The sequence below is a fragment of the Enterobacter wuhouensis genome, from assembly GCF_004331265.1.
GTDB lineage: Bacteria > Pseudomonadota > Gammaproteobacteria > Enterobacterales > Enterobacteriaceae > Enterobacter > Enterobacter wuhouensis.
In genome coordinates, this window is sequence record NZ_SJOO01000006.1 from 137494 (window position 1) to 156292 (window position 18799).

An 18799-nucleotide genomic window follows, 5' to 3' on the forward strand; every position below is an offset into this window, starting at 1 on the left:
TTACTGGTACGAGAAGGTGATGCTCGCCAGCGCATTGGCGGTGCCCGGCACCACTTCGCCCGTGCGGATGTACTGCGCCTGAAACGGCAGAGAGAGCGTTTGGGCGGCGGTCGTCGTCTGGATGAAGAACTGGTTCGTGGTGCCTGCCGCAGAGCTGTCTGGCCCCATCATCAGCGGCCCGGTGCCGTTGTAAAAGAACTGCACCCCCACGCCGGAAGCGGACGACTCACCGGTAAGCGTCACGACCGAAGAGGTGTTCGACGGCGTGGTCTGGTCGGTCATTACGGCGTTCACCGCGATATTGGCGTCGCAGCTCAGGCCGACGGTAAACGATCCCGACGGCGACGTGCTACCCACGGTCGGCAGCGTGTGGATATCAATGTTGCCCAGCTCAACGCTGGCGCTTTTGGTGCTCACCGTGCAGCCGCTCGCCGTCACCGTGATGGTGGTGGGGTTAATGATCACCTTCGCGGTTTTCACTTCGTTGTTGTAGGCGGTGAGGATCGCGGCGTTAATGGTTGGCGTCTGGTAAACGCCGGACTTCAGCGCTACGCCGGTCTTTATAAACGTCACTTTTGCCGACCAGCCCAGCGCGGTGGCGTAACCGCTAGTCCCGTCGGCCGGATAGCTCTGGGTGATGCCGGACTGCATCGGGACATAGGTGGTGCCGTTAAAATCTTTGAGCCCCAGAATGAAGCCAATACCGGGCACGCCCGTTTCAAACACCATGTAGCTTGCGCCATTGACGACGACCGTGATGCCGGTGGCAATCATGCTGCTGCTCGGCTCCAGCGTACCTTTGGAGCAGGTAAATATCAGGCCGCACCAGAACACTTCTGAAACGCTTGCGCTTGCACTCCATTCAGAGCCGATCGTCTTTCCTGGCACAATGGAATCCGCCGGGCCGGACCACGTCATGGGCGTTGGCGAAAGGGCGATATCCGATGTCCAGGAGAGGGCAAAGGCCTGGGACGTGACGAAGAGCAGGGCTAACATTAGTAAACGCATTATTGATACTCCGTAGTCCAGGTCGCTACTGCCGAAACGTCTCCGGCATTGACCGGCGCACCCGTGGCGACCAGTCGCGCATAGAAGGTCATTTTTACGCTCTCATCCCCCGCTGCGCCGTAGGCGGCGGTTTGGGTGTCCAGCGGGATCGGCACGCTGTCTTTATCCAGAATCTGCACCGCGACGCCGGTTGCACCGCCCCCGGCGATTTTGACGAGCTGCGGGTCATCGTCGTCCGGCGTGCCGCTGAAGCGGATTTTTACGCCCGCGAAGGTGGGGCCGCACTCTTCAAGCGTGAGCGTAAAGGGCGTTTTGATATTGCTGGCCGCGCCCGTCTCGGTGAACTGCTTAATGCCGATGGTGCCCAGCGGCACGGTTTGCTCCTCGGAATCCGCCGCCACGATGCAGGTGTTGCCCATGACGCTGCCGGTTACGGAGACCAGCACGTCGTAGCCGCGCACCGGCACGGTAAACGCCATCAGCAGGGCGAGACAGGTGAGGCGAAAGGCTACTGACATACCACCTCCTGTGAGTAAAGGCCGGTGCGCGGGTTGTAATCCTGCTTATTTAACCGGTAATCAATGCTGCAGCTCTGATTGTTGCTGCGTCCCCACACGGCGCGCAGCGTGCCCTGCGGCGATAGCCCGGTCAGATAGAGGCTGCCGCCATCTCCGACGATGCCGCTGGCCTTATCGTCTTTCAGCGATACCAGGGTGCCGAAAGGCAGCACGTCGCTGCGGTGGCGCACGATGAACATCGCTTTTGCCCCCTGACGCGTGGTCAGCGTGGCGCGCACCATCGCGCCGTCGGTGGGGGTTTTATTGGCGATGGCGTTATCCAGCTCCACGTCATTGCCCACGGTGGTGACGTCCAGCGCAACCTGATTGACGCGGTACGGCGTGGCATAGGGGATCACCGCATAGCCCCGGCTGTCGGTTTTAATTCCTTTGTGATTGAGCACGGCCACGTCGCTGGCGCCGGGCGCCTTTACCAGAATGTTGGTATTGCCCAGCGGCTGGCTCAGCGTCAGGCCATCTTCGTGCAGAACCGCGCCACCGCTCATGCCGTAGCTGAGGTTCTGCGAATCTTTCCCATAGCTGTAGCCCAGGTTGTAATCGCCCCACTGGCCTTCGTACTGCAGCGCGGCATCGCCGCCGTACTGCTGCTGCGCGCTGTAGCGCTGGTTCACGCTATAGAACAGGTTCTCCTGGCCCGGCATATAGCCGCTGACGCCCGCGCTGGAGGTGTTGCCGGTAGAATCCGCCTGGGTGGTGGTGAAGCGGGCGCGGGTCGCCAGTTTCGGGTTGCCAAACGGCACCGAAACGGACATCGCCAGGATGTTATCTTTCTGGTTATCGTACAGGCTGGTAGCGCGCTGCAGGCTTACGCCGAGCGACACGTTGCGAAACGTGGCGTTCCACGCAAACTGCAGGCTCTGCGTGGTTTTTGGCGTGTTCCAGTAGGTTTGCTGATCCCAGGAGAGCGACAGCGAACCGTACTCCCCCATGGGCTGCGACAGCAGCACCTGGTTCTTCGCCTTGCGCGACATGCGCAGGTTATAGACGGTGTCGTAATGTGTAGAGATTGTGCCGTCATTCGCCACGACCTGCTTCGCATTCCCGCCTGCCATGCCCTTATAGGTCGTATCGCTCAGGGTATAAAACCCCTGCGTCGAGTAGCGCAGCGAGAAGAAGTTTACGCGCGTGCCGATATCGTTCAGCAGCTTGCTGTAGCGCAGGCGAACCGAATCCCCGGTGTAGGTATTATCGTCCGCCAGCTGGCTGCGCGCGTGCGTGAGGTCGACGGAGTAGGCGCCAAAACGGCCGAGATTTTGCCCGATGCCGAAGGCCATGCCGGTGTAGCGATCGGACACCTGCGCGCCGCCGTAGAACGTCAGGCCGTATTTCCAGCCGTAGAACAGCTCGCCCTGGGCAAACGAGGGCGTATCCTGATCGCCTGTCGGACGGTATTTACCGCCGCCAAGGGCATATTTCATCTGGCCGTTGCGCACCAGGTTCGGCACGCTGGCAAAGGGAAGCGTGTACTGCGTTTGGCTGCCGTCGGTTTCCTGAATGGTGACCGCCAGATCGCCCCCGGAGGAGGTCGGATAGAGATCTTTCAGCACGAACGCGCCTGGCGGAACGGTGGTCTGATAGATGATGTTGCCGTTCTGGCGCACCGTCACCGTGGCGTTGCTGCGGGCGATACCGCGCACGTCTGGCGCATAGCCGCTCAGGCTGGCGGGCAGCATGTTGTCATCCGTTTTCAAGGCCACGCCGCGCAGGCCGACGGAATCGAAAACCTGAGACGAGGTATAGGTTTCGCCCGCATAGAACTGCGCGCGCAGGGCGGGAATATCGCGCTGCAGCCAGGTTTGCACGTGGGTGAGTTCGTTTGTGTCTTTGGTCCACGTGGTGAAATCACGCAGCCGCCATGCGCCCAGGTTAACGCCGCTGTTGAGGCTTGCGAACAGCTGCTGGTCGCGCGTTCGCGTCTCGCCCTGATACGTATTGTTGGCGCCGTTCACCACGTAGTTCAGCCACGCGGCAGGAATGCCGGACTCCCAGCTTTCCGGGCTCACGTATCCACGCGGCAGATTACGCATCATGCTTTGCGGCACGGTAAAGCTAAGCGTCAGGGTCTTCTGGTCAAAGTCATAGCGGGCGCCGGGAAAGACCTGCGGCAAAAAGAGGCAGCGCTGGGCAAGGGGCAGCGCGCCGCCCTTTGCCTGATGGGTATCGATACCGAGGGCAATAATCTGCTCTGGCGTGAGGCAGGGCTGGGCTTCGCCTGAGGTGCTTTCATCGGCATGGAACGCAACGTTCCCGGTAAAGGCGTAATTGTTATTGATGTACAGGTTGAGGCTGTACTCTCCTGGCGGCAGCGTGCTGCCTGCGTTGACCCAGGTGAGATCGGCGCTGTTCGCGCTTTCACCGTTGAGGAAGGCAGGGTTGAATTGCAGCTCGTTTTCGGCAGCCACGGCTTGCCGAACGATCATGGCTGACACCATGACGCACAGGATTTTCATTTTCACGCGGTTACGCCCTTCTGTTTTTATTGTTGCGACAGCGACGAGCGGGTAACGGGCGTCCAGGCCCCGTAATCGTTAATGGTCTGGTAGCTCACGCTGCTGGCGCGGCTGAAGGTTTCTGCCAGCGTCACGCTTGCCTTTGGCGGTATCATTACGGGCTTGACGGGCATACCGTCGACCTTCACGTTGATGGTGGTGAGGTAGTAAGGCGTCGGATTCGTGAGGCTGACTTTGCCCGCGCGGACCGTACCGCCGAGGCGTTTCCACGCCTCACCCGCGCCTTCCACGAGTCCCTCCGGGCGATAAAAGACCTTGATGCGGTTGGCGGAAGCAAACTGCAGGGAATTGCCTGAGCCGTTTTTCATCTGCTGCGGGATCGCCTTCACCGTCATCCAGTAGAGCGTTTCGCGGTCCTGCGGCAGCGCCCTGCCGTTGAACATGATTTTCACCACGCTCTCGCTGGCCGGTTTTAAGACGTACAGCGGCGGCGTAATGACGAAGTCGTTGGTGCGTTCCCCTTTTTCACTCTCCATCCATGACTGGATCAGGAAGGTGGCCTCGGGGTGGGTGTTTCTGACCTGCATCATGGACTGCGTGGTCGAGCTGGAGTAAACCATTCGCGTCGCGCCCAATCCCACGCCGCCTGCATAAACGACGGAAGAACATAAAGAGCCCGCCAGACAAACCCATGTTGATGCGCGCATAGTCTTTCTCCTGAAAGCTGAGTCAGGCCCGGCCAATCGACCGGGCCTGAAAATTACGAATAGGTCACGGTATAGGTCGCAACGGCGCTGGCATCACCCGCCGTGGCGCTGCCTTCCGGGGAGTAATATTTTGCGCTGAAATTCAGGGTGTTAGAGCCCGTGCGCAGCGGAACGGCTGCCGCCGCTTCGCCCAGCTTCACCACGTTGCCCTGTTCGTCATACAGACGAATGGCGACGTGCTGTGCAGAGTTGGCGCTGCCGTTTGAACCCACGGCCAGGCTGTTGGCGTCTGCGCTATCCGGCGTGCCGGTAAAGGTCACGGCTACCGTGGTGGCGGCAATAGGATTTTCTTCGGTGGAGGCCGAGGTATCCGCGATTTCGCAATCTTCCAGGACGATGGAGAAGGCTTTCGCGGTGCTGGCCTCGCTGCCTGCCGCGGCCAGCGTTGCGGTGCGTACTTCACCCATATCGACATCGATGTTGGCGCTGCCGGCGCTGATGGCGCAGGCCGAGGTCACCACTTTGCCGTTGAAGTTCACCGTGCCGCCGCTGGTGGTGGCAGCCAGGGCGGAGCCCGCCGGCAGCAGTGCAGCAACGCTTAATGCCAGCAGAGTTTTGGTATTGAATTTAGCTTTCATTGTCTTGATTCCATTGTGTTGTTATTACGAGATTTGCTCTGAAAGCGGCAGGTCTAACTGGTTAAAAAGACCAGCAAATCTGTCTTATTCCTGAGCCCAAGTTTTCTTATCGCGGAGGTCTTTAATGCGCTCACCCGGCGATAAGAAAGCTTCTCTATTTCTGCGATGTAACGCATATCCAGTCCGTTCCTGAGTTCCTTTAATACCCTCCATTCTCCTGGCGTCAGCGTGAGTGCCGCTGGTTTCTTTTTTGGGCGGAAGCGGCTATCGCCCATTTTTAATAAGGTGGCTCGCCAGCGAAAAATTGAGTCCTGCAGCGAGATATACGCATCAATATCCCCTCTGACCCAGTGCAGTGAATTCGCCGGAGCGGAGTACATGCAGATAATGACGTCAGGGTAATTAGCTTTAATTCTTTTGATATATTTAAGACAGTCATATCCTGTGTGATACTTCTCCGCCCCTGACATTAGTAAAATATCAATGGGTGTTGCCGACAGTTCGGTATTCAGCTGGTGGTAATCCCCCACGGAAATCTTAATCTCTAATTCTGGACTGATGCTCCTTAATAGCGTTGTGATGCCATGCCGTGCATAATGATCGCTGCCCATTAATGCAATATTTACGCGTTGTGTTTTTTCGGGTTTATTCGCCATGTTATTCCCTCGATTTATAATAGTAATCAGGCGAGCGATTAGCGCGGGCGTCAGCCTGTTCTTTCGAAGCAATCACGCATTGCATGGTGTAGGCCTACTATACTCGGGCCAATAAAGAGGTAATCTGAAGTAATCTTAATTTGTATTAAGCCTTTGTTAAAAACAAGTTACAGCATCATCCTCATATTGGTTTTGTTCTGTTTCGCTGCCCTGAAATAATCATACCTGCACTTTTCAATGAAAGTTTTGCTTTGAGAAAGGTTTTGTAAGCGGAGTGTCTGCTGGCGTCAGTTTTAGGGCGGATTTGCTGACGGTGGATAACAATTTCCGAGTGGTATCATCGGTTTATACTGATGATACGACGCCCGCATTGAGGGGGTTAAAACGCTATCTATATTGATTTTTCTGCAGATTCATAAAAGTTGAGAATTAGCGTTTCTGAATGAATTAGACACCCGTGTCCGCTGTATTCAATTTGGCCTTTTGTCTGGTTTTGTCAATGTCAAGGGCGTGATTTAGCCCGCGTTGTCGTCTATATCCTTAATAGGGAGTAGATGTCATTAAGATTGTCCCAAAGCATGAAAAATAGGACTTCAGAAAAGATGAGAATGTGATTTGATGCATGGCATAATGCGCTGTAGGCCGCATGAGATCTGGGGTTTAAGTGAAATCATCAGTTCAGTGAAGCTGCAGCGATGCGCTATAAATAAGAATTTTCGCCAATTGACGCGATATACAGCGTTAATTTTATCAGTCACATTAATCCAGATGTAGAAATTGTGAGCGTTATATGCTGTCCGTGCGAAGTCATGGATAAGTGAGATTAGCTGGCGTTAACCGGAGAATGACTACCACCCTATGCACAAGCATTACGTTATTAATAACATCGTTGAATTCCACCCTGCAGCCAGCACGTTACGCGATCTCAACAATCCCGATCGTGTGGTTGTGTTAAATTCACCTGCAGGCCGCTGCCTGTTGTTATTAATCGACAGGGCGGGAACCATTGTTACGCAGCAGGAGTTCCTTGATATCGTCTGGCAGCGCCGCGGCATGCTGGTTTCACCAAATACCTATTATCAGAACATCTCTATTCTGCGCAAAGGGCTTAAGAAGATTGGTTTTGAGGCCGATCCCATCGTGACCATTCCGCGTATTGGTCTGACGCTGGCCAGCGATACGCAAATAACCATTAAAGAACTACCTCCTCGTCCGGCAGAAACGACCGAGGAACCGCACGGGATGACGCAGGATTGCCTCATGCCGCCTCAGCAGACGCCCGCGCCGCCGCCGGTAGCGCGTTCACGTTGGCTTGCCGCAGTACTGGCTATGCTGTTCATATTTGCCGGCGTGGGGGTTATAGGGCACTCGAATGCCCGGGATAACCGTTTCGTGGATGATTACCATTTTGCGGCAATGGTGGGTACATGCCGCGTTCATCTTGCTAATGATATTCAGACCCAGAGTGAACGGGCGAAGGCGCTGGCCTATGCCGGTCCTTTTAAAGCCGACTGCGCAAGCCACCCCTGGGTGTATATCAGCTGGTATGCGTTACTTCCGCGCGCGTCCGTTATTCGCTGCGACAGGCCCATGAAAGAGCCAAACCGCTGTATCTCGGATTATTTCATTGAGGATCGCTAGCATGCGTCGTTATCGTCATCTGCTCTTTATTCTCGCAACGTGTCTGACGACCGGCAGCGCGTTAGTGGGCTATTTTCTGTGGCAGAGATACTATGTCCAGCCGTTTTCCTGCCAGGCGAACCTTGTGCAGCATCACCCGGAGGAGACGCTGTCGCTGTGGCTGAATTACATCTTCGACGGCAACAGCGGCACGCTGAGTATGAACGGTCGTGTACAAAGCGATCCGACTAAAATTATCGACCGGAAAATTCCCTTCCGGGTAGAGCGGAAGGACAGCGTCTATTTTCTGACGTCTGATAAGAATATGAAATTTCCGGACGATAACGTTGAGGATGAATGGCTGGCAAAATATGAGCCGCAATTTTTTGTTTATCCCGGGAAAAGTATTTATATACGTATAAATGAACAACAGAATGGTAACTATCTTTTTACGTTGGGAACATTACCGACCTATATGTGCCGATCGTCAAAAAAAGAATGAAATAAACGAGAAAATTGTTATAAAGAGCGCTCGATTCATTTATGCTTGATTTAAGGTTTAAACATTACCTTTGAAATATAAAAAGCAGCCCGCGTGTTGCGATAATGTAATTTATATTAAATTTGGCAAGATAATGAAAACAGTATTTGAACCTTTCGGCGACGGCATACCCGCGCCGAAAAAACGGCTGCATATAGGGTTGCTGTTATGGCCGCACTATTCACTGCTGGCCGTATCAGGATTACTGGAGGCGCTGCGGTTTGCAGCGAAAACGCAAAAAGAAATATCGTTCAAGATCAGGTTGATAAGTGAGTTTCCCGATGTGCCAATTATCAGCAGTACGGGCGTGAGCATCAAACCTGAGTCCGCACATGCGCCACCCGATTCGTTTAACTATATTGCGGCCATCGGGGGGAGCCTTGAGCACCTGAATCGCGGTTACGGTGGCGACAGAGAGTATCTCGCTCATGCGCATCAGGCGCGAGTTCCGCTGATAGGCATTGGTACCGGCAGTTTTGTGCTGGCGCAGGAAGGGTTTCTCAATGAGCGACGGGCCTCGGTGCATCCTTATCATCTGGACACGTTTCGACAGCGTTTTCCGCAGGTCTACGCCGAACAAGGCTATGACTTTATTGATGAAGGTGATGTGGTGACCTGCCCGGGAGGCATTTCAACCATCACGCTGGCTACCGAGCTGATTCGCGCCCATGCAGGGCGTGACGCGGCCAGCGCCGCCTGCCAGCGGCTGTCGCTTGTGCCAAATGAGCTTGCCACGCCGCGACCGGCCAACGTCTCCCTTATCCCCGACTCGCGGCTGCGCCGCGTGGTCATGCTGATTGAGCAATACCTCACGCGTCCGCTCAGCACGGCCGGTCTGGCAAGTGAAGTGGCCCTGAGCGAGCGGCAGCTTAACCGCCTGTTTAACGCTGAGTTTGGTAAAACCACCCGAGAATTTATCCGCAGCGCCAGGCTGCGCTATGCCTGCTGGTTATTAAAAAACTCGCAGCGGAGCGTAACCGATATCGCCCTGCGGATGGGCTTTAGCGACTGCGCCCATTTCATTCGTCATTTCCAGACCGAATACGGCTGCACGCCGGGCGTCTGGCGCGCGTCGCAGACTTAGGTACACATGTAATTAAACGGACCCGGTGGGCAGGGACGCAGCACCGCGCTGATGGCGTCAGTTTTCAGCGTATACATCCCGCCAAAGAACGGATCGACAATCAGCCAGCCCGGCACGCCGAGGAAGATAATATTCCCCAGGGTGTACCAGTGGCTTAAACGCGTTTCCAGCGGCACGATCAGCGAATAGTATCCCTCCTGTTTTACCGTGAGCGTATATTCACGCTTGCCGAAGTAGCTCCCGTCAGATTTTTTAAGGGTCACAGACTGCGGCGTTGTGCCCGTCTTAATGATTGCGCCGCTTTGATCCGCAATGATAAAGAAGGCGTGAGTCGGCTGGCTATCGATGTTAACCGTCTCGTCGTTATTGCCCACAATGGCCGCGCAGCCGCTGAGAAATAACGGTAAAAGCAGCAGGAAGGTGAATTTTTTCATTTATATCGCTCCGGTGACTTAACAAAGCAAAGCGACACCGTTCGGGTGAAAATTAAGCGTGCTATCCGCAAAGAGTTGCTTGTATTAATGTGGTTTTTCAAACATGATCATTCCCATGAAAATTGAAACCGCAGTCTCCTCACAATTTGAACGTCTCGTCGCGATCTGGGAATCCTCCGTCCGCGCCACGCATCACTTCTTACGGGAAAGCGATATCGCTGCGCTGCGCCCGTTATTGCTCAACGCCTATCTGCCGAATCTTAAGGTCGTGATTGCCCGCGATGATGCTGGCGTTATTCACGGCTTTATAGGTGTTGATGAAAACCGCATTGAAATGCTGTTCGTTGACGATGCGAGCCGGGGCAAGGGCGTGGGTAAGCTCCTCCTGAATTACGCTATTTCGGAGTTTGGCGCGAATGAAGTAGATGTGAATGAGCAAAACCCGCAGGGCGTCGCGTTTTATCGGCATATGGGGTTTGAGCAGGTCGGGCGCTCGGAGCTTGACGGGCAGGGTAATGCGTTTCCGCTGCTGCATATGAAGCTGGGCAGGAATACCGGGATTAGCGCTTAGCCTGCTTATCCCATTTTAATAGGCCGACGATATCTTTTTCACCTTCGGCTTCTTTCAGCAGGCGCTGCTTATTTTCATACTCAATGTATTCTGAGCACGCCTTTTCATCAGCCGCTTTCTTGCTGATTTTGCCTGCTCCTTCTAAAACGTCCCGATCGTTAAATTGAAGGAACTGATCGAGCTTGGTTTGCCAGTCTTCTAAAAATACCTGCTTACGGCGTTTGGCCTGATCTTCGGCAAAATCGAGCCACATATTAACGACGCGATTAAGCTCGCTCACTTCATCCTGAGAAAGATAATTTTTTGCGGTGGTGACATCGCTTTTACGGACTTCTTCGCCTTTATAGCTGGTCAGCCCCATATGCGGTTGCGTGGCGTCCACACGCTGGTGAATCAACTCAGCAGCGGTATGGCCCGTGCAAGCAAAATGCAGCTTATTCTGAATGGTCTGGAAGAATTGCGTAGTTTCTTTAAGCGACGGCTGATAGTCAGCGGCTAACGCAAAAATCTCCCTCACGCGAAGATAGACCCGGCGTTCGCTGGCCCGTATATCGCGAATGCGCTCCAGCATTTCATCGAAATAGTCAGGTACGGCGGAAGATCCGACAGGCGGATTTTTCAGGCGCTCGTCGTCCATAACGAAGCCTTTTACCAGATATTCCTGCAGCGTTTGGGTGGCCCACTGACGGAACTGTGTACCTCGCGTGGATCGGACGCGATAGCCGATGGCGAGAATGACGGGCAGACTGTAGTGAAGTGTGTTGCGATTGACCTTACGCTGACCTTCTTGCTGAACTTGTAAGTAAGCCTTACAGGTTGCTTTTTGTTCAAGCTCACCTTCTTCGTAAATTGCCTTAATATGCTGAGTAATGGCTTGAGGAGTGACCTGATAAAGAGCAGCTATAGCTGCTTGCGACAGCCAGAGCGTTTCGTATTCAAAGCGACATGTGATGCGAACAGTTCCGTCATCGCTGGCAAACATAACAAATTCACCTGCTGGAGATTGGATTACGTCTTTATCTGCCATGTCGCCTCTCATTTTGAGCGGTTAACCTTATCAGCTCGTAGTATGCCAGAAACAGCCGCTAAGCCAGGTGGTTTGTATTTTATTTTGCGAGGCGCTTTCCAGGATGCTGAATTTGAATCGCTGCAAGCGCATCCTCTAGCTCAACGAGCTTTGCCTTCGTCCGTTTATAATCATCCTGCAACCGCTGCTCCTGCTCGTTATACGCCACCAGAACGATGCAACCCTTCATCACCTTTACCGTAACTTGATGCCCGGTATCAAACCCCGCCGCGCGCAGCCACTTGCCGGAAAGGATGATTTTCGGCGTGGATTTGTCGAAAACATTCGGGCGGTATCCCACAATTAACGAACGCTCGGTTCCGGATTGGTCGGTGTCTGGGGTAGAATACGAATCAGCCATAATCAACTCCTTGATAGTTGGTGAGGTTAGCTCTCGTCCGGTATTGCGAGTACCGGGCGTGGGCGTTTCAATTTGAGGTTATCGTATGTTAAGGTACGTACCTCAATGAAGATATCTTGCTCTTGTAGGTACGTACATGTCAACAGCTAAACGTGACCCTAACAAATCTAAATCTGGCAAAGCACCGACGTTTCAGATTCGTATTACGCCTGAGTTGAAGGCGCAATTTGAGGCTGCAGCAAAAGATGCAGGGATGAGTTTGGGGAATTGGATAAAAACTATTGCTAAAAATGAATTGATTAGGAAAGGTATTGTTCCAAAATTATAATTAGATATTAATGCTTTTTATAAAATGTTAAGGATAATGAATGAAAATTTATTTTTCCAATTGGTATGGGTTTGAATATTATATAGGTCTGCACTTTCTTCCTGATAATTTAGGATATCCTGAGAAAAAAGGAAATAAAGAAGGTGGTTTGGCTATAAACTTCCAATTATATTATGTGAAATCTAAGAATTTAGCAAAAAAGATTGGAAATGTAATGGTATTATCTCCAGACAGTCGAAATATGAGGGAGTTTTTCGAACAGGAAGGTAACCATATTGAAGGGAATAAAATTTACGAAGTGACAAAACTTTTTCGACCCAAAATGATAGTATCAATGCCGAATAACATTGAATATTACAAGGCTATAGCCAGTCTTTTTGAAGAACAACAAGCAATATATATTTTAAAAAGATTGTGTGATGTTAGTTACTACAAGGATAATTTGAATCTCTATAAAAATTGGTATGGGTTTACTAGCCGTTTTTATAGGGATAATTCAAGCAGTAAGTCTATACTTAAAAACGGCACAAAAATTGCCATGGGTAGTTATGAGATTAATGGGGTTATTGAAATCGCATTAAATGATTTAGGCGATTCTTTTGAGCCATTTACTCTTTCATTTAATAAATTGAATGATATACCTAGAGATATTAATCTTATTATAGGTAAAAATGGGTTAGGAAAAACACACATACTTAAAGAGGTTTGTGATGTCATAACTGGGTTAAAATCAGCAAGATCTAAGCCATTGTTTAATAAATTAATCGTAGTCTCTTATTCTCCTTTTGAGAGTTTCAATACGAATAGAGAGTTATCTGAACTTTTATCTGTTAAATATGGTTTACAAAACCCGATAAATATCCATGACAATCCATTATCAATAAATGATTATACTTACATAGGCTTCAAGAATGTTGAAGGGCAATTTGATAGAGAATGGCCGACTTCGTTTTCAGCCAAATCTATTTTAAACTCTATTGAATATGACAGAGATGTAGCGTGGTGGGCGGAAGGTGGGCAAGGAAAACTTAAAACGATTTTTTCAACACTCTCATTATCAATGAAATTTGACACCATAAGATTTAAAACTATAAAAAATAAAAATATAGATGTAACTATGAGCGGTGACAAAATTAATTTTAACAATGAAGATGAAGAAATTAATTACCAAGCAGGAGCCAGTTTTCTAAATAATGGGGAAGAATTAAAACTAAGCTCTGGTCAACAAATTTATTCTTTTATGATTCCATCAATAGTGTCAGAAATTCAAGATGAAACATTAATTATCATAGATGAGCCTGAACTTTATTTACATCCAGCATTAGAGATCGGGTTAATTGAAATGTTGAAAACTATACTTAAAAACAGAAAATCATATGCAATTATAGCTACTCATTCTTCATTGATAGCAAGAGAAGTTCAGAGAAATTGTGTTCATGTTTTAAAAGAAGCTACCTTTGGCACGATGATTGATCGTCCTAATATAGAAACATACGGAGAATCCTTAGAAGAAATAATTGGAGAGATTTTTGATGATTATTCCATAAAGAAACCATATCAACATGAGATTGATGATATTATGGATGAAAAGTTAAGTCTTAATGAAAATTTGGATAAGTTATCGCATAAGATTGGTGACGAAGGGTTGGTATACTTAGCTTCTAAGATAAACAGTTCTAATTAAGGTAGTGCAAATGAAAATTATTAAAGCATTACTGACGCAGGACGAGAAAATATGGTTGAATTTAGGCCTTGCTTGTAAGAAGGCTAGAGATGTCTCATTACCTACATTAAAAAAAGAAATATGCGAAAAATATAATGATTATGTTTATATTGTCAATGGGTTGGATAACAATCTTCCCGAAAGTATGTTTTCATCTGAAGCAAATAGCGACCTAAAAAAACATTTTATTGATTTATACAACTATCCCACTTCAAGGCTCAAAGAGCTTTTGATTTCTAAAAGACGTGAGCATGCATTGACATCTTGCCCATACTGTGGAAATCCAACTATTCCGGATACATTAGACCATTTTATACCAAAAGATAAGCTTGCTGAATATTCTATATATCCAAATAATTTAGTTCCACAATGTCGGTCATGTGCACCGATAAAAAGTAATAAATACTTTTCCCAAGAAAATGATTTAGTTATGTTTGCCCATCCATTTTATTCAACACTTCTTGATAATGTTATTATAGAAATAATTTCTTCACTGGATGAGGGTAAGGTTACTTTTCAGGTGAAATTTTCAACTAGAACGGATAATGTTCAAGAACAAAGAGCGATTATATTGCATATAATATCTCTTAAAGTTAAAGAAAGAATCCTCGTTTATTGCGATAAAGAAATAAAAAAATGGATTAGGAAGTTAAAAAATACAAACTTCAATATTGAGCAAGTTCTCCATGCACGATATTCGGAGCATGATTTGCATGAGGCACGAAGTAATTGGGAGTTTGTACTTTATCGTTCACTTTTGGAAAATGATTCCGTAATGCAATATCTAAAGTCCATCAGCCCTGATGAGCAGCAAAACCAAAGTGACGACAGAGAGTTGATTACTTTGAATATTTGATTAAAAACTAATTTTTAATTAGTTAATAGAGAGAAAATCTGGCGGAAGATCACAGGAGTCGAACCTGCCCGGGAACGCTGGCGTCCCCAACTGGATTTGAAGTCCAGCCACCTCACCGGAGATGACGATCTTCCGCGCCTCGATTGCTACATGGAGGCGGGGCGCATTATAGCTACTTTCAGGCATTTACCACATACCCCCACACACTTTTTTCACATCTCTTTTGACCTTAAACCCCCTGTTTCAGTTAATTCCTAAGAAAATCCTCAGGTTAGCATTTCGTGCTCATCGACTTTTACCCCGATCACAAAAAAGAAGAAACGTAATCTGCTAACCAGAAAACGCAATACCCGCCTTTGAAACAATGGTTTAAAACGAATGCAACCGGTCTCAGCGCCCCCTACAGCGTGAAGGATATAAAAAGATGAGCGAAGTATTGTCAGTAAAAGAGAAGATTGGCTACGGCATGGGTGACGCCGCCAGCCACATCATTTTTGATAACGTTATGTTGTACATGATGTTTTTCTACACCGATATTTTCGGCATTCCCGCCGGGTTTGTTGGCACCATGTTCCTGCTGGCCCGCGCGCTGGATGCGATCTCCGACCCGTGCATGGGGCTGATTGCCGACCGCACCCGCAGCCGCTGGGGCAAGTTCCGTCCGTGGATTTTGTTCGGCGCCATCCCGTTCGGCATCGTCTGCGTGCTGGCCTACACCACGCCGGACCTCAGCCTCAACGGCAAAATGGTTTACGCCGCCGTTACCTACACCCTGCTGACCCTGCTCTATACCGTGGTCAACATCCCATACTGCGCGCTGGGCGGCGTGATAACCAACGACCCGACGCAGCGTATCTCCCTTCAGTCCTGGCGCTTTGTGCTGGCGACGGCGGGCGGCATGCTCTCCACGGTGCTGATGATGCCGCTGGTGAACCTGATTGGCGGCGACGATAAAGCGTTCGGCTTCCAGGGCGGGATTGCCGTGCTGTCGGTGGTCGCGTTCCTGATGCTGGCGTTCTGCTTCTTTACCACCAAAGAGCGCATCCAGGTGCCGCCAAGCACCACCTCCATGCGGGAAGACCTGCGCGACATCTGGCACAACGACCAGTGGCGCATCGTCGGCGTGCTCACCATCCTCAACATCCTCGCCGTCTGCGTGCGCGGCGGGGCGATGATGTACTACTGCACCTGGATCATGGGCTCGCCGGAGGTGTTCGTCGCGTTCCTCACCACCTACTGCGTCGGCAACCTGATCGGCTCCGCGCTGGCGAAACCGCTCACCGACTGGAAGTGCAAGGTCAGCATCTTCTGGTGGACCAACGCCGCGCTGGCGGTGATCAGCGTGGCGATGTTCTTCGTGCCGATGCATGCCACCGTGCTGATGTTCGCCTTTATCTTCGTCATCGGCGTGCTGCACCAACTGGTGACGCCGATTCAGTGGGTGATGATGTCCGATACCGTCGACTACGGCGAATGGACCAACGGCAAACGCCTGACCGGCATTAGCTTTGCGGGCACCCTGTTCGTGCTGAAGCTCGGCCTGGCGCTGGGCGGGGCGATGATCGGCTGGATGCTGGCAGGCGGGGGCTACGACGCGGCAGCCAAAACCCAGAACAGCGCGACCATCAGCATCATTATCGGCCTGTTTACCCTGGCCCCGGCGGTCTGCTACGTGCTGAGCGCCATCATCGCTAAACGCTACTACACGCTGAAAACCCCTTTCCTGACCAAAATCATGGGCGAGCTGGCGCAGGGCGCGCGTCGCAATCAGCAGGAGTTTGAAAACCTGCCGGTCAGCAAAGAATTACAGAACTAAGAGGACGAGAGTATGAAAATCAGTGATGGAAACTGGCTCATTCAACCGGGCCTGAACGTGACCTATCCGGTTCAGGTGTTCGACGTGGAGCAGCAGGGCAATGACCTGGTGGTGTTTGTTGCGCCGCGCGACGTGCGCGAACGCACCTGGCAGCTCGACACGTTGATGTTCACGGTGCGCCTGTTTGCCCCGCAGGAAGGGATTGTCGGGGTGCGCATCGAGCACTTCCAGGGCGCGCTGAATAATGGCCCGCACTATCCGCTGAACGTTCTGAAAGACGTGAAGGTAGAGATTGAAAACAACGCCGATTTTGCCGAGCTGAAAAGCGGAAGCGTCAGCGTGCGCGTCACCAAAGGCGAATTCTGGGCGCTGGATTTCCTGCGTAACGGCCAGCGCATTACCGGCAGCCAGCTGAAAAATAACGGATACGTGCAGGATACCAATACCGATCGCAATTACGTGTTCGAACGTCTGGATCTGGGCGTGGGCGAAACGGTCTACGGTCTGGGCGAGCGCTTTACCGCGCTGGTGCGCAACGGCCAGACGGTCGAAACCTGGAACCGCGACGGCGGTACCAGCACCGAGCAGTCCTACAAAAACATCCCGTTCTACCTGACCAACCGCGGCTACGGCGTGCTGGTGAATCACCCGGAGAACGTCTCGTTTGAAGTCGGCTCCGAGAAGGTCTCCAAGGTGCAGTTCAGCGTGGAAGGAGAATATCTCGAGTACTTCGTGATCGACGGCCCGACGCCGAAAGAGGTGCTGAATCGCTATACGCAGTTCACCGGGCGTCCGGCGCTGCCGCCTGCCTGGTCGTTCGGCCTGTGGCTAACCACCTCGTTCACCACTAACTACGACGAGGCGACGGTAAACAGCTTTATCGACGGCATGGCCGAGCGCGACCTGCCGCTTCACGTGTTCCACTTCGACTGCTTCTGGATGAAGGCCTTCCAGTGGTGTGACTTCGAGTGGGACCCGGTGACCTTCCCGGACCCAGAGGGGATGATCCGCCGGCTGAAGGAGAAAGGGCTGAAGGTCTGCGTGTGGATTAACCCGTACATCGGCCAGAAATCCCCGATCTTCCGCGAGCTGAAAGAGAAGGGCTACCTGCTCAAGCGCCCGGACGGCTCCCTGTGGCAGTGGGACAAATGGCAGCCGGGGCTGGCGATTTATGACTTTACCAACCCGGAAGCGTGCCGGTGGTATACCGACAGGCTAAAAGGCCTGGTGGATATCGGCGTCGACTGCTTCAAGACTGACTTCGGCGAGCGTATCCCGACCGACGTGCAGTGGTTCGACGGTTCCGATCCGCAGAAGATGCACAACCACTACGCCTACATCTACAACGAGCTGGTGTGGAACGTGCTGAAGGAGACGGTAGGGGAAGAAGAGGCGGTGCTGTTTGCCCGCTCTGCGTCCGTCGGCGCGCAGCAGTTCCCGGTGCACTGGGGCGGCGACTGCTACGCCAACTACGAGTCGATGGCCGAAAGCCTGCGCGGCGGCCTGTCGATCGGCCTGTCCGGCTTCGGGTTCTGGAGCCACGACATCGGCGGGTTTGAAAACACCGCTCCGGCGCACGTCTATAAGCGCTGGTGCGCGTTCGGGCTGTTCTCCAGCCACAGCCGACTGCACGGCAGCAAATCCTACCGCGTGCCGTGGGCGTACGATGATGAGTCCTGCGACGTGGTGCGTCACTTCACGCAGCTGAAGTGCCAGCTGATGCCGTACCTGTATCGCCAGGCGGCGCTGGCGCGCGAGTTCGGCACGCCGATGCTGCGGGCGATGATGCTGGAGTTCCCGGACGATCCGGCGTGCGATTACCTTGACCGCCAGTACATGCTGGGTGATGCAATGATGGTGGCACCGGTGTTCTCCGAGGCGGGTGACGTTCAGTTCTACCTGCCGGAAGGCCGCTGGACGCACCTGTGGCACAACGACGAAATTCAGGGCAGCCGCTGGCATAAGCAGCAGCATGATTTCCAGAGCCTGCCGGTCTACGTGCGCGATAACACCCTGCTGGCGCTGGGTAACAATAACCAGAAGCCGGACTACGCGTGGAACGCGGGGACGGCCTTCCAGCTGTTTAACCTGGCCGATGGCGCAACGGCGGTGAGCGAAGTGCCTGCGTCGGACGGTTCGGTGGCGTTTACGCTGAAAGCGTCACGTCGGGGCGACATCGTGACCTTTACCGGCGCGGGAGACGCGCAAAACTGGTCGGTGTGCTTGCGCAACGTTCAGAAGGTGAGCGGCGTAAAAGGGGGTTCACACGCGGGCAGCGAGTGGGGTGTGGTGGTGAAAGCCGAGGGGAATGAGGTGGTGGTTCACCTTTAATTCCCCTCACCCTGACCCTCTCCCACGGGGA

Annotated in this window: 18 protein-coding genes and 1 tRNA gene; 9 read left to right on the plus strand and 10 right to left on the minus strand. The window is 52.0% G+C overall.

From position 1 onward, the window contains the following. Genes E0L20_RS14965 through E0L20_RS14990 form a run of 6 tightly spaced genes read right to left on the minus strand, consistent with a single transcriptional unit; the run spans position 1 to position 6037 of the window. The gene (locus E0L20_RS14965; protein WP_131634630.1) at positions 1 to 1008 is read right to left on the minus strand and encodes a fimbrial protein; all 1008 of its coding nucleotides are present in this window, start codon (positions 1006 to 1008) and stop codon (positions 1 to 3) included. Then, the gene (locus E0L20_RS14970) at positions 1008 to 1526 is read right to left on the minus strand and encodes a fimbrial protein (protein ID WP_131634631.1); all 519 of its coding nucleotides are present in this window, start codon (positions 1524 to 1526) and stop codon (positions 1008 to 1010) included. The genes E0L20_RS14965 and E0L20_RS14970 overlap by 1 nt, the downstream gene beginning before the upstream one ends. Continuing rightward, entirely contained in the window at positions 1517 to 4042 is a 2526-nt protein-coding gene (locus E0L20_RS14975; RefSeq protein WP_131634632.1) for a fimbria/pilus outer membrane usher protein, read from the minus strand. Before E0L20_RS14975 ends, E0L20_RS14970 begins: the two co-directional genes overlap by 10 nt. Before the next feature lie 20 nt (positions 4043 to 4062). Next, the gene (locus tag E0L20_RS14980) at positions 4063 to 4743 is read right to left on the minus strand and encodes a fimbrial biogenesis chaperone (RefSeq protein ID WP_131634633.1); all 681 of its coding nucleotides are present in this window, start codon (positions 4741 to 4743) and stop codon (positions 4063 to 4065) included. 53 nt (positions 4744 to 4796) lie between these two features. Beyond that, the gene (locus tag E0L20_RS14985; RefSeq protein ID WP_131634634.1) at positions 4797 to 5381 is read right to left on the minus strand and encodes a fimbrial protein; all 585 of its coding nucleotides are present in this window, start codon (positions 5379 to 5381) and stop codon (positions 4797 to 4799) included. Between the two features lie 53 nt (positions 5382 to 5434). Further along, a complete protein-coding gene (locus tag E0L20_RS14990) occupies positions 5435 to 6037 on the minus strand; it encodes a LuxR C-terminal-related transcriptional regulator (protein ID WP_131634635.1) in 603 nt (200 codons plus the stop codon). Positions 6038 to 6895: 858 nt separating this feature from the next. Between E0L20_RS14990 and E0L20_RS14995 the strand changes: the two genes are divergently transcribed. The 3 genes from E0L20_RS14995 (at position 6896) to E0L20_RS15005 (ending at position 9282) form a co-directional block, all read left to right on the plus strand. Beyond that, a complete protein-coding gene (locus tag E0L20_RS14995) occupies positions 6896 to 7678 on the plus strand; it encodes a winged helix-turn-helix domain-containing protein (protein WP_131634636.1) in 783 nt (260 codons plus the stop codon). Position 7679: 1 nt separating this feature from the next. Beyond that, positions 7680 to 8159, plus strand: a complete 480-nt coding sequence (locus tag E0L20_RS15000) for a hypothetical protein (RefSeq protein WP_131634637.1) — start codon at positions 7680 to 7682, stop codon at positions 8157 to 8159. Positions 8160 to 8292: 133 nt separating this feature from the next. Continuing rightward, positions 8293 to 9282, plus strand: coding sequence for a GlxA family transcriptional regulator (locus tag E0L20_RS15005; protein WP_131634638.1), 990 nt, complete (start codon positions 8293 to 8295; stop codon positions 9280 to 9282). Here E0L20_RS15005 and E0L20_RS15010 read toward each other — a convergent pair. Further along, positions 9279 to 9716, minus strand: coding sequence for a hypothetical protein (locus E0L20_RS15010; protein ID WP_131634639.1), 438 nt, complete (start codon positions 9714 to 9716; stop codon positions 9279 to 9281). The genes E0L20_RS15005 and E0L20_RS15010 overlap by 4 nt on opposite strands. Positions 9717 to 9831: 115 nt before the next feature. Here E0L20_RS15010 and E0L20_RS15015 point away from each other — a divergent pair, with 115 nt between their 5' ends. Then, positions 9832 to 10287, plus strand: coding sequence for an acetyltransferase (locus E0L20_RS15015; RefSeq protein ID WP_131634640.1), 456 nt, complete (start codon positions 9832 to 9834; stop codon positions 10285 to 10287). Here the strand turns inward: E0L20_RS15015 and E0L20_RS15020 are convergent. Both E0L20_RS15020 and E0L20_RS15025 read right to left on the minus strand, forming a co-directional pair. Beyond that, entirely contained in the window at positions 10277 to 11314 is a 1038-nt protein-coding gene (locus E0L20_RS15020) for a virulence RhuM family protein (protein ID WP_131634641.1), read from the minus strand. The genes E0L20_RS15015 and E0L20_RS15020 overlap by 11 nt on opposite strands. A 79-nt stretch (positions 11315 to 11393) precedes the next feature. Next, positions 11394 to 11714, minus strand: coding sequence for a SymE family type I addiction module toxin (locus E0L20_RS15025; RefSeq protein ID WP_131634642.1), 321 nt, complete (start codon positions 11712 to 11714; stop codon positions 11394 to 11396). A gap of 136 nt (positions 11715 to 11850) precedes the next feature. Here E0L20_RS15025 and E0L20_RS15030 point away from each other — a divergent pair, with 136 nt between their 5' ends. The 3 genes from E0L20_RS15030 to E0L20_RS15040 are packed head-to-tail and all read left to right on the plus strand — an operon-like array spanning position 11851 to position 14621. Further along, entirely contained in the window at positions 11851 to 12042 is a 192-nt protein-coding gene (locus E0L20_RS15030; RefSeq protein ID WP_131634643.1) for a toxin-antitoxin system HicB family antitoxin, read from the plus strand. 40 nt (positions 12043 to 12082) lie between these two features. Next, positions 12083 to 13726, plus strand: coding sequence for an AAA family ATPase (locus tag E0L20_RS15035; protein WP_131634644.1), 1644 nt, complete (start codon positions 12083 to 12085; stop codon positions 13724 to 13726). 10 nt (positions 13727 to 13736) lie between these two features. Then, positions 13737 to 14621, plus strand: coding sequence for an HNH endonuclease (locus E0L20_RS15040; protein WP_131634645.1), 885 nt, complete (start codon positions 13737 to 13739; stop codon positions 14619 to 14621). Between the two features lie 39 nt (positions 14622 to 14660). On the opposite strand, the gene E0L20_RS15045 is transcribed toward E0L20_RS15040, so the two are convergent. Then, positions 14661 to 14755, minus strand: a tRNA-Sec gene (locus E0L20_RS15045). A gap of 290 nt (positions 14756 to 15045) precedes the next feature. Here E0L20_RS15045 and E0L20_RS15050 point away from each other — a divergent pair. Both E0L20_RS15050 and yicI read left to right on the plus strand, forming a co-directional pair. Beyond that, positions 15046 to 16437 carry a glycoside-pentoside-hexuronide family transporter gene (locus E0L20_RS15050; RefSeq protein ID WP_131634646.1) on the plus strand — a complete coding sequence of 464 codons (1392 nt, stop codon included), beginning with the start codon at positions 15046 to 15048 and terminating at the stop codon, positions 16435 to 16437. A 12-nt stretch (positions 16438 to 16449) separates the two neighbouring features. Beyond that, positions 16450 to 18768 (plus strand): alpha-xylosidase, encoded by a 2319-nt coding sequence (gene yicI, locus E0L20_RS15055; protein ID WP_131634647.1) that lies wholly within the window; start codon positions 16450 to 16452, stop codon positions 18766 to 18768. Positions 18769 to 18799: the final 31 nt, after the last annotated feature.

Excerpts from the sequence above, each read along its gene's own strand:
- E0L20_RS14965 (WP_131634630.1), bottom strand. The coding sequence starts at position 1,008 with ATGCGTTTACTAATGTTAGCCCTGCTCTTCGTCACGTCCCAGGCCTTT.
- E0L20_RS14970 (WP_131634631.1), bottom strand. The coding sequence starts at position 1,526 with ATGTCAGTAGCCTTTCGCCTCACCTGTCTCGCCCTGCTGATGGCGTTT.
- E0L20_RS14980 (WP_131634633.1), bottom strand. The coding sequence starts at position 4,743 with ATGCGCGCATCAACATGGGTTTGTCTGGCGGGCTCTTTATGTTCTTCC.
- E0L20_RS14985 (WP_131634634.1), bottom strand. The coding sequence starts at position 5,381 with ATGAAAGCTAAATTCAATACCAAAACTCTGCTGGCATTAAGCGTTGCT.
- E0L20_RS14990 (WP_131634635.1), bottom strand. The coding sequence starts at position 6,037 with ATGGCGAATAAACCCGAAAAAACACAACGCGTAAATATTGCATTAATG.
- E0L20_RS14995 (WP_131634636.1), top strand. The coding sequence starts at position 6,896 with ATGCACAAGCATTACGTTATTAATAACATCGTTGAATTCCACCCTGCA.
- E0L20_RS15000 (WP_131634637.1), top strand. The coding sequence starts at position 7,680 with ATGCGTCGTTATCGTCATCTGCTCTTTATTCTCGCAACGTGTCTGACG.
- E0L20_RS15005 (WP_131634638.1), top strand. The coding sequence starts at position 8,293 with ATGAAAACAGTATTTGAACCTTTCGGCGACGGCATACCCGCGCCGAAA.
- E0L20_RS15010 (WP_131634639.1), bottom strand. The coding sequence starts at position 9,716 with ATGAAAAAATTCACCTTCCTGCTGCTTTTACCGTTATTTCTCAGCGGC.
- E0L20_RS15015 (WP_131634640.1), top strand. The coding sequence starts at position 9,832 with ATGAAAATTGAAACCGCAGTCTCCTCACAATTTGAACGTCTCGTCGCG.
- E0L20_RS15020 (WP_131634641.1), bottom strand. The coding sequence starts at position 11,314 with ATGGCAGATAAAGACGTAATCCAATCTCCAGCAGGTGAATTTGTTATG.
- E0L20_RS15025 (WP_131634642.1), bottom strand. The coding sequence starts at position 11,714 with ATGGCTGATTCGTATTCTACCCCAGACACCGACCAATCCGGAACCGAG.
- E0L20_RS15030 (WP_131634643.1), top strand. The coding sequence starts at position 11,851 with ATGTCAACAGCTAAACGTGACCCTAACAAATCTAAATCTGGCAAAGCA.
- E0L20_RS15035 (WP_131634644.1), top strand. The coding sequence starts at position 12,083 with ATGAAAATTTATTTTTCCAATTGGTATGGGTTTGAATATTATATAGGT.
- E0L20_RS15040 (WP_131634645.1), top strand. The coding sequence starts at position 13,737 with ATGAAAATTATTAAAGCATTACTGACGCAGGACGAGAAAATATGGTTG.
- E0L20_RS15050 (WP_131634646.1), top strand. The coding sequence starts at position 15,046 with ATGAGCGAAGTATTGTCAGTAAAAGAGAAGATTGGCTACGGCATGGGT.
- yicI (WP_131634647.1), top strand. The coding sequence starts at position 16,450 with ATGAAAATCAGTGATGGAAACTGGCTCATTCAACCGGGCCTGAACGTG.